At 47.8% G+C, this 13,606-nt stretch carries 12 protein-coding genes; 8 read left to right on the forward strand and 4 right to left on the reverse strand.

Annotated features, from left to right (window positions below):
* Positions 1 to 2: 2 nt before the first annotated feature.
* Positions 3 to 1,799, forward strand: coding sequence for an ABC transporter substrate-binding protein (locus tag NC980_RS00870; protein ID WP_199298666.1), 1,797 nt, complete (start codon positions 3 to 5; stop codon positions 1,797 to 1,799).
* 17 nt (positions 1,800 to 1,816) lie between these two features.
* Positions 1,817 to 2,590: a nickel pincer cofactor biosynthesis protein LarB gene (gene larB, locus NC980_RS00875; protein WP_190378604.1), complete on the forward strand. Its 774-nt coding sequence runs from the start codon at positions 1,817 to 1,819 to the stop codon at positions 2,588 to 2,590.
* On the opposite strand, the gene NC980_RS00880 is transcribed toward larB, so the two are convergent.
* Together NC980_RS00880 and NC980_RS00885 are read right to left on the reverse strand one after the other, a co-directional pair.
* Positions 2,582 to 3,349, reverse strand: coding sequence for an Rpn family recombination-promoting nuclease/putative transposase (locus tag NC980_RS00880; RefSeq protein WP_190378891.1), 768 nt, complete (start codon positions 3,347 to 3,349; stop codon positions 2,582 to 2,584). The two genes, larB and NC980_RS00880, sit on opposite strands and share 9 nt — an antisense overlap.
* Positions 3,350 to 3,410: 61 nt before the next feature.
* The gene (locus tag NC980_RS00885; RefSeq protein ID WP_190378605.1) at positions 3,411 to 4,580 is read right to left on the reverse strand and encodes a cysteine desulfurase family protein; all 1,170 of its coding nucleotides are present in this window, start codon (positions 4,578 to 4,580) and stop codon (positions 3,411 to 3,413) included.
* 95 nt (positions 4,581 to 4,675) lie between these two features.
* Here NC980_RS00885 and NC980_RS00890 point away from each other — a divergent pair, with 95 nt between their 5' ends.
* The 4 genes from NC980_RS00890 (at position 4,676) to NC980_RS00905 (ending at position 10,801) form a co-directional block, all read left to right on the forward strand.
* On the forward strand, positions 4,676 to 6,250 hold the full coding sequence (locus NC980_RS00890) for a phospholipase D-like domain-containing protein (protein WP_190378606.1): 1,575 nt from the start codon (positions 4,676 to 4,678) through the stop codon (positions 6,248 to 6,250).
* 393 nt (positions 6,251 to 6,643) lie between these two features.
* Positions 6,644 to 7,759 (forward strand): circadian clock protein LdpA, encoded by a 1,116-nt coding sequence (locus NC980_RS00895; RefSeq protein ID WP_190378607.1) that lies wholly within the window; start codon positions 6,644 to 6,646, stop codon positions 7,757 to 7,759.
* Between the two features lie 167 nt (positions 7,760 to 7,926).
* Positions 7,927 to 9,663 (forward strand): R3H domain-containing nucleic acid-binding protein, encoded by a 1,737-nt coding sequence (locus tag NC980_RS00900; RefSeq protein ID WP_190378892.1) that lies wholly within the window; start codon positions 7,927 to 7,929, stop codon positions 9,661 to 9,663.
* Positions 9,664 to 9,715: 52 nt separating this feature from the next.
* Entirely contained in the window at positions 9,716 to 10,801 is a 1,086-nt protein-coding gene (locus NC980_RS00905; RefSeq protein WP_190378608.1) for a histidinol-phosphate transaminase, read from the forward strand.
* A 60-nt stretch (positions 10,802 to 10,861) separates the two neighbouring features.
* Here the strand turns inward: NC980_RS00905 and NC980_RS00910 are convergent, their stop codons facing one another.
* Complete coding sequence (locus tag NC980_RS00910; protein WP_190378609.1) at positions 10,862 to 11,002, reverse strand: hypothetical protein; 141 nt, start codon at positions 11,000 to 11,002, stop codon at positions 10,862 to 10,864.
* A 184-nt stretch (positions 11,003 to 11,186) separates the two neighbouring features.
* Between NC980_RS00910 and NC980_RS00915 the strand changes: the two genes are divergently transcribed.
* Both NC980_RS00915 and NC980_RS00920 read left to right on the forward strand, forming a co-directional pair.
* Complete coding sequence (locus NC980_RS00915; protein WP_190378610.1) at positions 11,187 to 12,101, forward strand: SGNH/GDSL hydrolase family protein; 915 nt, start codon at positions 11,187 to 11,189, stop codon at positions 12,099 to 12,101.
* A gap of 89 nt (positions 12,102 to 12,190) precedes the next feature.
* Complete coding sequence (locus NC980_RS00920) at positions 12,191 to 13,198, forward strand: GH25 family lysozyme (protein ID WP_190378611.1); 1,008 nt, start codon at positions 12,191 to 12,193, stop codon at positions 13,196 to 13,198.
* Between the two features lie 62 nt (positions 13,199 to 13,260).
* Here NC980_RS00920 and NC980_RS00925 read toward each other — a convergent pair whose 3' ends face one another.
* A complete protein-coding gene (locus NC980_RS00925; protein ID WP_190378612.1) occupies positions 13,261 to 13,461 on the reverse strand; it encodes a hypothetical protein in 201 nt (66 codons plus the stop codon).
* Positions 13,462 to 13,606 lie beyond the last annotated feature (145 nt).

Here is a 13,606-nt window from a genome sequence, read left to right on the forward strand (position 1 = left end):
ATATGTCATTTCAATTTATCCGATCGATGCGTTGGAACGTTGTTTTAATCCTTGCGATCGCTTCACTCTTTCTATCTGGCTGTAGCCCACGGAATTATCGAACTGAAGCTGCACAAGCTCCACAATTAGTATTAGTTAGTCCAACTGATCCTAAAACGTTTAACTATGCAAATAACCAAACATTTCCAAGTGTCTTTCCGTTTATTTATGAAGGATTAACGAGAGAGAATGGTGTTACTGGAAACTATGAGCCTGCATTAGCAGAATCGTGGAAATTTTCACCTGATAATAAACGAATCGTTTTTACGCTTCGCCCGAATCTAAAATGGTCAGATGGAACCCCTTTAACATCAGATGACGTTGTTTTTACTTATGAGGATATTGTTTTCAATCCGAAAATTCCAACCGACCAAAAGGAAACTATTCAGATTGGAACGCAGAAGGTTTTTCCAAAGGTTCGTAAAATTAATGATCGACAAGTCGAATTTATTTTGCCTGAGCCATTCGCTCCGTTGCTTGCTGCGACTGCCGCTCCAGAGGGCGTGATGATTCTCCCAAAACACGCACTTGCTGAAGCGGTTAAAAATAAGCTGCCTGACGGAAATTCAGCCTTTATTTCAACTTGGGGAACGGATACTGAGCCGAAGAAAATTATTACCAATGGTGCCTATGTAATTGATAGCTACAGCGCGGGTCAAAGATTAGTTTTAAAGCGAAACCCGTATTATTGGCGCAAAGATCAGAGCGGAAAACAATTGCCTTATATTGATCGAATCATTTGGCAGTTTATTGAGAATCAAGATACCCAATTGGTGAGATTTCGCTCCGGCGATTTAGATGTGATGGGAGATACTAGACCGCTTCGACCGGAGTATTTCTCATTGCTGAAGCGAGAAGACAAACGTGGAAACTTCCAAGTTCTAAACGGCGGGCCTTGGTCGGGAGTATTGTATCTAACGTTCAATCTCAGTAAAGCAAAAGATCAAAATGGAAAGCCGTTCGTTGATCCGATTAAATCGAAATGGTTTAATACACTAGAATTTCGGCAAGCGGTGGCATACGCGATCGACAGAGACCGCATCAATACAAACCTATTTCGAGGACTAGGAGTTGTACAAAACTCTCCGATTTCTGTGCAAAGTCCTTTCTCGCTTAAAGAAGGCTTAAGAGTTTATAACTATAATCCACAAAAATCGAGGGAGCTACTGAAAAAGGCGGGATTTAAGTATAACGATCGCGGACAGTTGTTTGACTCCGAAGGGAATCGTGTTCGGTTTACCTTGATGACTAATGCGAACAATCTGACGCGAGTTGCGATCGGCGCTCAAGTTCGACAAGACCTATCAAAAATTGGAATTGAAGTTGATTACAATCCGATTAATTTTAATGTTTTGATCGACCGGATCAATGGATCGAGAGAGTGGGATGCTCACATGATTGGTTTTACGGGTGGCATCGAACCACAGGGACTTGCTAATCTCTGGATGACCAGTGGTGGATCGCATTCGTTTAATTTGACCCAACAGCCAGGGCAACCCAAGATGCAAGGGTATGTGGCAAATGATTGGGAGAAAGAGATCGATCGCTTATTCATTGAAGGAGCGCGAGAACTCGACCCAGAAAAACGTAAAAAAATCTACGATGAATTCCAAAAATTAGTGCAAGAGCAACTTCCGGTGATTCATCTGGTGAATGATTCTGCACTCATGGCAGTGCGAAATCGAGTGCAAGGATTGAAATACTCTGGTTTACCGAGTTGGGGACTGTGGAATATTCAAGAACTTAGAATTAAAGAGTAAACTATGTCTCCTTAATAATGAGTCAACCCGAAGCGCTCAAAGCCTTACTTGATGAAGTTTCTCAAGGCAAAATTAGTTCAGCCGATGCTCTCAATAAGCTGAAGTATCTGTCGTATGAGCCTGTCGGTGGATTCGCCAATATTGATCATCATCGATCGCTTAGAACCGGATTTCCTGAAGTAATTTGGAGTCCCGGCAAAACACCCGAACAGATTGCCCAGATCATGGAATCCCTGCGCGGTAACGCTCCGGTTGTGATGGCAACTCGCATGGAAGCGGAAGTCTATGCTTGGGTCAAAGAAATGGTTCCTGATGCAATTTACTACCCGATGGCTCGAATCTGTGCGTTAAATTCAGTTCAAGCCCCAACGCATCTAGGCACGATCGGCATTCTTTCGGCAGGTACGGCTGACTTACCTGTTGCCGAAGAAGCAGCAATTACGGCTGAACTGTGTGGTTTTCGAGTGCAACGCCTTTGGGATGTGGGAGTTGCGGGTATTCACCGTTTACTCAGCAATGTTCAGGTATTGTCTGAAGCGGATGTGTTGATTGTTGTTGCGGGAATGGAAGGAGCGTTGCCGAGTGTGGTCGCGGGATTGTCGGACTGTGCGATCGTTGCTGTTCCCACAAGCATTGGTTACGGTGCAAGCTTTAACGGATTGTCGGCATTGTTGACGATGCTGAATTCTTGTGCAACCGGAATCGGAGTGGTCAATATTGATAATGGCTTCGGCGCAGCAATGTTAGCAGGTCAGATTTTGAGAACGGCGGCAAAGCTGAAATCAAGATGAAGCCGATTCGTTAAGTTGCTGTTGAAGCTGTTGAACTTGTTCGATCGTCAGTCCTGTGGCACGTGCGATCGTGGTGGCTGGAAGTCCATCTCTCAGTAAGTTAAGGGCAATTTCACGCTGTTTTTCTGCTGCTCCCTCCGCAAAAATTGAACGGTACACAGATGATTCCTGCATGATATCCCTCCGCAAAATTCGATAAATGATCTCATCTTCTAATCTTATCCCAGCCAAAATTGCTGAAGCTGCTGATAAATTTGCTCGAATTGTTGGATCTGTGATTCCGCCAATTACCTGAGAAGCTTGGCGCAATGCCATTTCTGAATCTGTTCGACCAAGAGCCGCAAACGGAATTAGTCCGGGATATTGCAAAAATAAATCCGTTGGTTGCTCCCACAGACGAATCACATCGAATTCATGTTGAGTCCGTTGCATGACAAAGCGAGTTCGGCGAACAAGCTCTGCTCCGGTGGGCTGGAGATAAATCACGACTTGCTGCATCGCTTTGTCTGGATACTTTCGGTAAACTCGCACCCGGTAATCCAACATTCGGAAGGGAATGGCTTTATCAGGGCGGGTCTGAAATTCCAAATGCAAAACAGTATCGTCGGACTGAAGCAGAATCAAAGCATCCGCCCGAATGGGATCAAGCGAGAGTTCGGAGGGTTTGAGTTCGGTCAGGGTAACAGACCTTCCAAGCAGCCAACTGGCAAAGTCGGTGGAGAACTGTTCAGCAAGAAAGCGGCAGGTGTCATCGTACATGGAGAAACTGTACGACTTGTTGTACTGATTGAAGAGGGTGAGGAGTGCGATCGTATTATTGTTAGAAACACTCACAAGGCTGTTTTTGCGGTTGCAGTCGCGCCAGAATTTGCTTCAGCACGATCGCACTCCAATCAATATCTTCCTCAGTCGTATACCGCCCCAACGTTAAGCGGATTCCCGATTTTGCCGCACGCTCGCTATATCCCATTGCTAACAAAATCGGACTTGGCTTCAGAGTGCCACTACTACAAGCAGCCCCCGCACTAATTCCAATGCCTGCTAAATTCATCTGACGGACTAAGACTTTTCCATTCAATGTTTCGCCATCTGCATCCGGCAAACAAAAACTGACATGATGCGGCAAGCGATGAATGCGATCGCCCGTCGTCACTAATTCAGGAACATCAGAAAGCTGATCGAACAAACGATCGCGCAATCGAATCAATCGCGGCGTTTCGGTTGGCAATTCTTGAGCGCTTAACTCGGCGGCAGTTCCAAAACTGGCGATCGCAGGTAAAGCTTGAGTGCCCGATCGTAACTTTCCTTCCTGCCCACCGCCCCCCAGGATCGGAACCAATTCCACACCCGGACGAACATACAACGCTCCGGCTCCCTGAGAACCATAAAGCTTATGGCTTGAAAGAGATAATAAATCGATCGGCAACTGTTGCACATCAAGCGGCAATCTTCCTGCGACTTGAACCGCATCGGTGTGAAAGATTGCGCCATGATTCCGCACGATTTGACCAAGTTGCGCGATCGGCTGAACGGTTCCGACCTCGCTTTGACCATAGATGATCGAGACTAATACCGTATTTGATCGCAATGCTGCCTGCAAATCAGCCGGATTTACCTGTCCCAACACATTCACCGGCAAGCGCGTAATTTCCCAGCCCCACTGCTCTAGAAGTCGAGCAGGTTCGGAGATTGCCGAATGTTCGACGCTCGAAATGATCATGTGTTGGGGGGTGCTGTACTGATGCGCGATTCCCATCACGGCAAGATTATTTGACTCTGTACCGCCAGAGGTAAAGACGATCGATTCAGCAGAAGCATTAATCAGCATCGCAATCTGCATCCGCGATCGCTCCAAAATCGTAGCGGCGCGGTTTCCCCAGGTGTGCAAACTCGACGGATTGCCCCATTGTTCCGCTAAGACTTGCTGCATTTGCGCGATCGCTTCGGGTCGCGTGGGAGTCGTTGCACTGTAATCAAGGTAGATTTGCATGAGCGGTGTTGACAAGAGAAGAATGGGTACGCTACGGATGCTGTAGAACTGCTGCTTTAACAGTAGCAAGCTCATCTTGCGGGGCAATCTAGCTTATGGGTAGACTCAATCACCTTCTTCAGTTTAGTCTCTGTGTGGCACTGTTTACAGGTTGTCAAGTTGCGTCTTCCGTGAGCGATCGCCCAAAGCTGCTCCCACAAGACCCCAATATTCAAGTTTTTACCAATCATGATCCGTCGTCTGAATACACCGAGCCATACCGGAAAATTACGCGATCGGGCAACAATCTAGAACAAGTTTTAATTGACGCGATCGCGACTGCAACCTCAAGTATTGATATTGCGGTGCAAGAATTTCGATTGCCGAATGTAGCGAAAGTCTTGCGCGATCGTGCTGCATCTGGGGTAAAAGTTCGAGTCATTTTGGAGCATGAGTATGCTCGTCCCTACAGCGCGTACACGACTGCGGAAGTTGAGAAGCTACCAGAGCGCGAGAAAGCAAGATATCAAGAATCACGATCGCTGATTGACGAGAACAACGATGGACAATTGAGTGAAGCTGAGATTCGAGAGCGTGACGCTTTAGTAGTTCTAGACACTGCGAAGGTTGCTCGAATTGACGATCGTGCTGATAACAGTCGCGGTAGTGGCTTGATGCACCATAAGTTTATGGTTGTAGATGGTAAGACGACGATCGCCACTTCAGCCAATTGGACAATGTCCGATGTTCACGGCGATCTGTCCCGTCCGAGCAGTCGCGGTAATGCAAACACGCTTTTGAAAATTAACAGTCCTGAACTTGCACAAGCATTTACTCAAGAATTTGAATTGATGTGGCGCGATCGTAAGTTTGGCGTGAAAAAGCCTGTTCGACCTGTGCAACAGTTCAATATTGGTGAAACGCAGATTGATTTACACTTTTCACCGCATTCTAATAAAGTTCCCTGGGAACAGACCTCGAATGGCTTAATTGCAAAGACGCTGGAACAATCAACCCAGTCGATCGACCTCGCCTTATTTGTGTTCTCGGATCAAGAGTTGGTCAATGCGATCGAACCTCGTCATAGTCAGGGCGTATCTATTCGGGCATTGATTGATCCTGGCTTTATCTATCGATCCTATAGCGAAGGCTTAGATATGCTAGGTGTTGCTTTAAGTGAGGATTGCAAGTGGGAAGTAAACAATCGCCCTTGGCAAAATCCGATTACAACAGTAGGTATCCCACAACTACCGCCTGGTGATCTGTTGCATCATAAGTTTGGTGTTGTCGATCGCCACACTGTCATCACAGGTTCACATAATTGGACAATTGCCGCCAATCGAAACAATGATGAAACCCTACTGATCATTCGCAGTCCAATTGTTGCAGCACACTTCCAGCGAGAGTTCGATCGACTTTATGCAAACCCAATTTTGGGAGTTTCGCCTGCAATCCAGCGCAAAGTTGAGGCTCAACAAAAACAATGCTCTCCTCCGACTGCTAGAAGCGATGGCAAAGTTAATCTAAACACTGCAACACAAGCTGAACTAGAAGCATTACCGGGTGTTGGTTCTGCATTAGCAAAACGGATGATTCAAGCAAGACCATTTAACTCAATAGAAGACCTCGATCGAGTTCCCGGTGTTGGTAAAAAGCTAATGGAACAATTGCGCGATCGTGTGGTGTTTTGAATGCATCGGTACTAGCATAGATAGAATTTTTCCCGATCGGGCAAAGATTGATCGGGCTTGTAAATCCATATTTGAAATTCAGAAATTGAAATGCGGAATTGAGTAACACAATTCCTGCACTCGATATCGTAATTGCAAAACTCAATGATCTAATTCGTTTACTCAATAAAGGAATTCTGAAACGAAATGACAATATCTACTTTCTTAAAATGCAATTCGTTTATCAAATTACGTAATACCAAAATTAAGAAACACAATTCTGAAACTCGATACTGCAATTTTGAAACAAGATGACAGAATTCATTGACTAGATGTTGGATTTTGCTCGTTGCGTCGCCCCGCCTACAAAAAAATTGCCAAAAATCCCCCTCGTCGCATTAGCATGAAAGAGTGATGGATTTTTATTCGCCCCGACGATCGCTACAACAAGGTCACTGGTTCAAACTCATTTGCGGAGCCAGTTTCCAACATCTCCCTGCCATTCGCACCCTTGCACTCGTGTATGCGCTTGCCGGGGCAGATTGTATTGATGTCGCTGCTGATCCGGCGATCGTCTCCACCGCACGAGAAGCGTTAGCCGTTGCTAATCAATTTGCCGAGGAAGCCCGCGATCGTGGCTATCGTCCCTCAATTCCTTGGCTGATGGTGAGCCTCAACGATGGCGAAGACCCGCACTTTCGCAAAGCAGAATTTGATCCAGCCGTTTGTCCACCCGATTGCTCAAGACCCTGTGAATCGATTTGTCCCGCTCGAGCGATCGTGCATTCTGGCGTGATCGACGATCGGTGTTACGGCTGCGGTCGCTGCATTCCGATTTGTCCGATCGGACAAATCACCACGCGGTCGTATGTCTACACACCCGAAGCAATTTCGCTGATGTTGCTTGATGCCGGAATTGACGCGATCGAGATTCATACGCAAGTGGGACGATTCGAGGACTTTCAGAGGCTTTGGAGCGCGATCGCACCCTGGGTCGATCGGCTCAAACTCATTGCGATTAGCTGCCCGGACGGAGACGGCTTAATCGAATATCTTTGGTCAATTTACAACTTGATCCGTCCGCTTCCTAACGAATTGCTCTGGCAAACCGACGGCAGACCAATGAGTGGAGATATTGGTGATGGAACAACCCGTGCTTGTGTGAAATTGGGCGAAAAAGTTCTCACCGCAGGTATACCCGGTCATATACAGCTAGCAGGAGGAACGAACCCGTACACTGTCCCTAAGTTAGAAGCATTGGGAATGTTGCACAATAGAGATAGAACATTCGTTTCGAGGTGCGTTTCTGGAATTGCTTACGGTAGTTACGCTCGGCGCTTACTTTTACCTGTCCTTAATCAGCTAGAAGCAATGGAGATGATACCCTTGAGCCGTCAATCGATCGTGTCGCAGAATGCAAGCCATTGTGCGATTGAAACCGTTCCTGAACTTCTGTGGCAAGCCGTTGATCTTGCCGCCTCGCTAGTGACTCAAATCAAATCTCCCGATCGTATCCGGCAAGTGATTTGACAGACATCAGCAGGAACCAAAACCTCCTACCCTAATCACAAGACAGTTTTTCCTGTCTTTTCCTCCCAGACTCAGAACACATGGCAGAATACAGCTCAGTTCCTTCCGCTCAACCCGATTCTCAGTTTTCCTCTGACCGTGAACTGACCGCTACAGACAAAAACCGGATGCAAATTACTGACGATTTAACGAAACTTCTAGATATCCTGCCGACGCATTTACGCGATCGCTTAATGCAGCACCCCGAACGCGATCGCTTAGTCGAAGTCGTGATGGACTTAGGACGCTTCCCCGAAGCTCGTTTCCCTGGCAGGGCTGAATATTTGTCCGATACGCCAATCACAAAAGCAGATTTGGCAGAAAGCACGAAAAAAGTCGGAGATTTTGGCGGCGATAACCGTGCTGGGATTGAGAAAACGCTGCACCGGATTAGCGCGATTCGTAACCGTCGCGGTGAAGTGATTGGGTTAACTTGCCGCGTGGGTCGAGCGATTTTTGGCACGATCGGGATGATTCGCGATTTGGTCGAAAGTGGTCGATCAATTCTGATGCTTGGTCGTCCGGGTGTGGGTAAGACTACGGCACTGCGGGAAATTGCGCGGGTGCTAGCAGACGAACTCGATAAGCGAGTAGTCATCATCGATACATCGAACGAAATTGCTGGAGATGGTGATGTCCCACATCCGGCGATCGGTCGCGCTCGTCGAATGCAAGTGGCTCGTCCGGAACTGCAACATCAGGTGATGATCGAAGCGGTGGAAAACCATATGCCCGAAGTCATCGTGATCGATGAAATCGGCACTGAATTGGAAGCGCTGGCAGCCCGAACGATCGCAGAGCGTGGCGTGCAACTTGTGGGAACGGCTCACGGTAACAAGCTGGAAAACCTGATTAAAAACCCAACTCTCTCGGATCTCGTTGGTGGGATTCAGTCGGTGACGCTGGGTGACGAAGAAGCCCGCAGACGTGGCACACAAAAGAGTGTGCTTGAACGTAAAGCCCCGCCGACTTTTGATATCGCTGTCGAAATGATGGAGCGGCAAAAGTGGGTAGTGCATGAGGAAGTGTCGGATACGATCGATATCCTCCTACGCGGCAGACAGCCGAATCCGCAAACCCGCACGACCGACGAAGACGGCAATGTGACGATCACGCACGAAACGCCGTCTGCACCCGAACCCCGGAGTCGTCCGCAAGCGGTTCCCGAAATCGGTAACTACTTTTCGGGGCAAGCGCGGGGCTGGCGATCGTCGGGACGGATGAAAGCGGTGGCAAGTCCGACGAATGTGCGATCGTTGACTCCAGAGCAGCAATCGTTTGAGCGGATGCTGGATGAGTCCTTGGGACGGAGCTTTGATCCCGTTGAGTCCACATCGTTTCCAGGGCCAAACGGTGAGGAATTGCCGTTGCACATCTATCCCTATGGAGTAAGTCGGCAGCAACTCGACCAAGTGATTCAAACGCTGAATTTACCTGTGCTGTTGACGAAGGACATGGATGGGGCTGATGCGGTGTTGGCGTTGCGATCGCACGTCAAAAACCATGCGAAGCTGCGCCATCTCGCTAAAACGCGCCAAATTCCGATTCACACCGTCAAATCAAACAGTGTGCCGCAGATTGCGATCGCGCTGAGACGATTGCTGAATATGGATGATTCGGGTGTACCCGGCGAAGCAGAGCTAAGCTTGATTGTGCGGGGCGATAACGAGGATGAAATCGAAGCGCTCGAAGAAGCACGGCTCGCCGTCGAGCAGATTGTAATTCCGAAGGGTCAGCCTGTGGAATTGCTGCCGCGATCGGCGACGGTGCGAAAGATGCAGCATGAATTAGTCGAGCATTACCGCTTGAAGTCGCGGAGTTTTGGTGAGGAACCGAATCGACGCTTGCGGATTTATCCCGCTTAGAACTGGGAGTTTGGTAGACTCAATATCTGCCAAACTTCTAGTTTTCTTGATCATGCTTGAGTTCATTCGCTCGGATCTGGCTCAATTTGCGGCATACAACACGCAGCACACGGACAATTCACATCTTGATCGCCCCGATCGCTTAGACGTGAACGAAAATCCGTATGACCTGCCCGAAGAACTCAAGCAAAAACTTGCCTGGAGTTGGCAAACTGCGATCGAATCAAATCGATATCCCGATGGCGGATATTTGTCGCTAAAAGACGCGATCGCCCAATATGTCAACGAAACGGCACATTCAGAATTTACAAACACAAATATTTCAGTGGGAAACGGCTCGGATGAATTAATTCGATCGTTGCTGATGGCAACCTGTTTGAATGGAGAAGGCTCGATTCTGGTTGCGAATCCCACGTTCTCGATGTACGGAATCTTGGCGCGAACGTTAGGAATTCCGACTATTAGTGTCGATCGGTCTGAGCAAAGTTTCGAGATCGATTTGACTGCTGCACGAAGCGCGATTGCCACTCATCCGATCCGCGTAGTTTTTGTCGTGCATCCTAATTCACCGACTGGAAACGCTCTCACAGAGTCAGAAATTCAATGGTTACGAAGCTTGCCGCAAAACATCTTGGTGGTGATCGACGAAGCGTATTTCGAGTTTAGTCAGACTACTTTAGCAGGGGAATTACCGCAGCATCCAAACTGGGTCATTTTGCGAACCTTCTCTAAGGCATTTCGGTTAGCGGCGCATCGAGTTGGATATGCGATCGCGCATCCTGAACTAATCGAAGCGCTAGAAAAAATGCGGCTCCCGTTCAACTTACCAAGCTTTTCGATCGCAGCCGCCCGCTTTGCCGTCTCCGAACGCCATTCCCTTTTAGCAGTCGTCACAGAATTGTTAAATGAACGCTCAAAGCTACAACAGCAATTAAAACAACTTCCAAATCTACAAACCTGGGATAGTGCAGCGAATTTCATTTATGCACGATCGCCCCAAGACCTAACTGAACTGTGCGATCGCTTAAGGCAGCAAGGCACGATTATTCGGCATACAGGCGGCGGCTTGCGAATCACAATCGGGACTCCTGCCGAAAACCAGCGAACGCTCGATCGACTGGCTGCGCTTCTGGGGTAAAGGTACCAAAAAAGAGCCTACAAGCTGTAAGCTCTCTAATCTTTGAGTAAACCAATTTCTCTAACCCAGTAAATACGCAGATTTAAGTGCCCACAAAATCAGCACTGCAATGCTTCCCAAAAGTAAAGTTGCAGAAACGCCAACCACGATCGGACTATCTGCACCGTCAAATTTCATAATGCCGCGATTCAGATCTGACATAGCTCAACACTCCAACATGACAACTCGGTGACTAACTCAAGGCTATTCAAGAAATTGCGTTGTTCCTTCTTTCTCAAGCATTATTTTATCTTCTCATTTTCATAAGTCCAAGTAATGAGCAGGATTTCTGCATCAATCTCTCTAAGAGCAGCCAAGATAGTAAGGCAAATTATATAGGCCCCGGATGAATTGGATCGTCCTAGCGATCGCCCTGATCACGATCGCGCTCATTCTTCTTGAACTCGCCCTTAGAACTTTGTTTGGCTTCGGTGAGCCACCGCTTTACATTCCAGATGCGGAAATCGGCTATCTGCTTGCTCCCAATCAATCGGTGCGGCGATTTGGCAACCGGATCGAAATCAATTCATATTCAATGCGATCGCGCCCCTTTGCCCCAAAACCCTCCACTGGCACAAAGCGCGTTTTGATGCTGGGCGATTCGATTATTAATGGGGGATGGTGGACAGATCAAAACGACCTGATTTCAGAGTTGATGATGCGATCGTCGGATCACCAGATCGAAGTCCTCAACGCCTCAGCGAATTCTTGGTCGCCTCGGAATGAACTCGCCTATCTCAAACGCTTTGGAACGTTTAATGCTGATGCAATTGTGTTAGTCATTAATACCGATGACTTATTTGGAACACCGCCGACAGCCCTCGGAGTCGGGCGCGATCGCAATTACCCGGATCGAAAACCAATGAGCGCGATCGTCGAGGTGATCGATCGCTATCTTCTACCTGCACCGAAATTACCGGATGAATTGAGAAAAATTCAGGCGGAACCGGGCGATCGAGTCGGCATTAATCTAGACGCGATTCGACAAATTCGAGATCTTGCGATTCAAAACAAAGCGAAATTTGTTTTAGTCATGACCCCACTATTACGAGAGCTAACGCCACCTGGATCACGCGATTACGAAATCACCGCACGCCAACGACTAACAGAAATGGCGCAATTAGAGCAAATTCAGTACCTTGATTTTCTCACTATTTTTCAAGGCGAATCGACCAGCCCACAAGAACTCTACCGGGATTCCATCCACCTCAGCTTACGTGGGAATCAACTGCTGAGCCATTGGATTTGTAAATCAATTTAATCGCATCTTCAACTAATCTCAGGCAAACTTGGGGAATTAAATCCTTCAATCGTGAATGTACCCAGTAGCAAGGTTTAGAGGTTTGAATTATGGCTTTATTAGGGATAGATGTCTCGACCTACCAGGGCGATATTGATTGGGCAACCGTCGCCAGCCAGGGTGTGTTTTATGGATTTGCCAAAGCCACCGAGGGCGCAACTAGCCGAGACGATAAATTTACGCGCAACTGGGCAGGAATGCGATCGGTCGGCATTGTCCGAGGTGCGTACCATTTTTTCCGCCCCGGTCGAGATCCTGCTACTCAAGCGAATAACTTCCTGCAAACTGTGCAATCGATCGAGGCATTCGATTTGCCTGCTGTGCTTGATTTAGAAATCGACGACGGATTAAGCGCGGCAACAGTGATCGATCGAGCGCTGCAATGGCTTGACATTATCGAAACCAGAACCGGACGCAAACCCATTCTCTATACATTTCCAAGTTATTGGGAAGAAAAACTTAAAAATCCTAAACAGTTTGCAGCCTACCCGCTTTGGATTGCGAACTTCGGCACCCGATCGCCCTTTGTTCCTGCCACCTGGAGCCGTTGGACATTCCATCAATACTCTGAATCCGGGACACTGCGCGGAATTGTAGGCAATGTCGATTTAAACCAATTCAATGGCAATTTAGATGGACTACAAAAGCTGTTAAAAGGTCGCATTCCCCTTAGACAAGGCTCAGAAGGAGATGTCGTGCAAGAAATGCAGAATTTGTTGGAAGCGCAGGGATTCGATGTCGGAACGCCCGATGGGGATTTTGGACCAAAAACCAAGGCGCAAGTCGCTGCGTTTCAAAGAGCAAAAAATCTAGTGGCAGATGGCATTGTTGGAGCGGCAACTTGGGCAGCGCTACTAGCAGGTAAAACCGCAGTACCGACTCCGACTCCGACTCCGATTCCAACTCCAACTCCCGCCTCTCCGCCCCCGATCGACCTCATCAACGTCGCGAAGTCCTACCGGGGTGCAGCCCATCAAGATGCTGCCCTGAAATGGCTGCAAAGCCAGATTCCTCGATCGGTTCTGGATGACTTCGCGAAGCGCTGGAGACAGCCATAGACACAAAAGAAGTCCGATTTCGCAAAAGAACCGGACTTCTGATACAAGTTGAGAACTATAAATTAGGTGTTTTTCTCGTCGGTTTCCTGTCGCCAGCAATGCTCCAGAAGGTAAACTTCCGATCGCTCCCAACAGCGCTCTAGCTTCTGAACACGATGGGTATGCCAAAACTTCTCTAATTTCCAAACAAACGGACGCTCACGGTCAAACAAGTGTTGATTCAGATAGTCCCACCACGGGAAACGATCGGAGGAATAGTTCATGCAAGGGGGTCGAGTAATCTGTGCTAGGAGTAGAACAAGTTCGGATGCACCTATCTAAGGAGTGATTTTTTGCATCACAAAGCTGTCCAATCAGTATGGCATTGAATTATTAAAATCGATCACAAAAAAGCCTGAATCTGTCAGG

Origin of the sequence: Leptolyngbya sp. AS-A5 (assembly GCF_039962495.1) — a bacterium.
Lineage (GTDB): Bacteria > Cyanobacteriota > Cyanobacteriia > Leptolyngbyales > Leptolyngbyaceae > Leptolyngbya.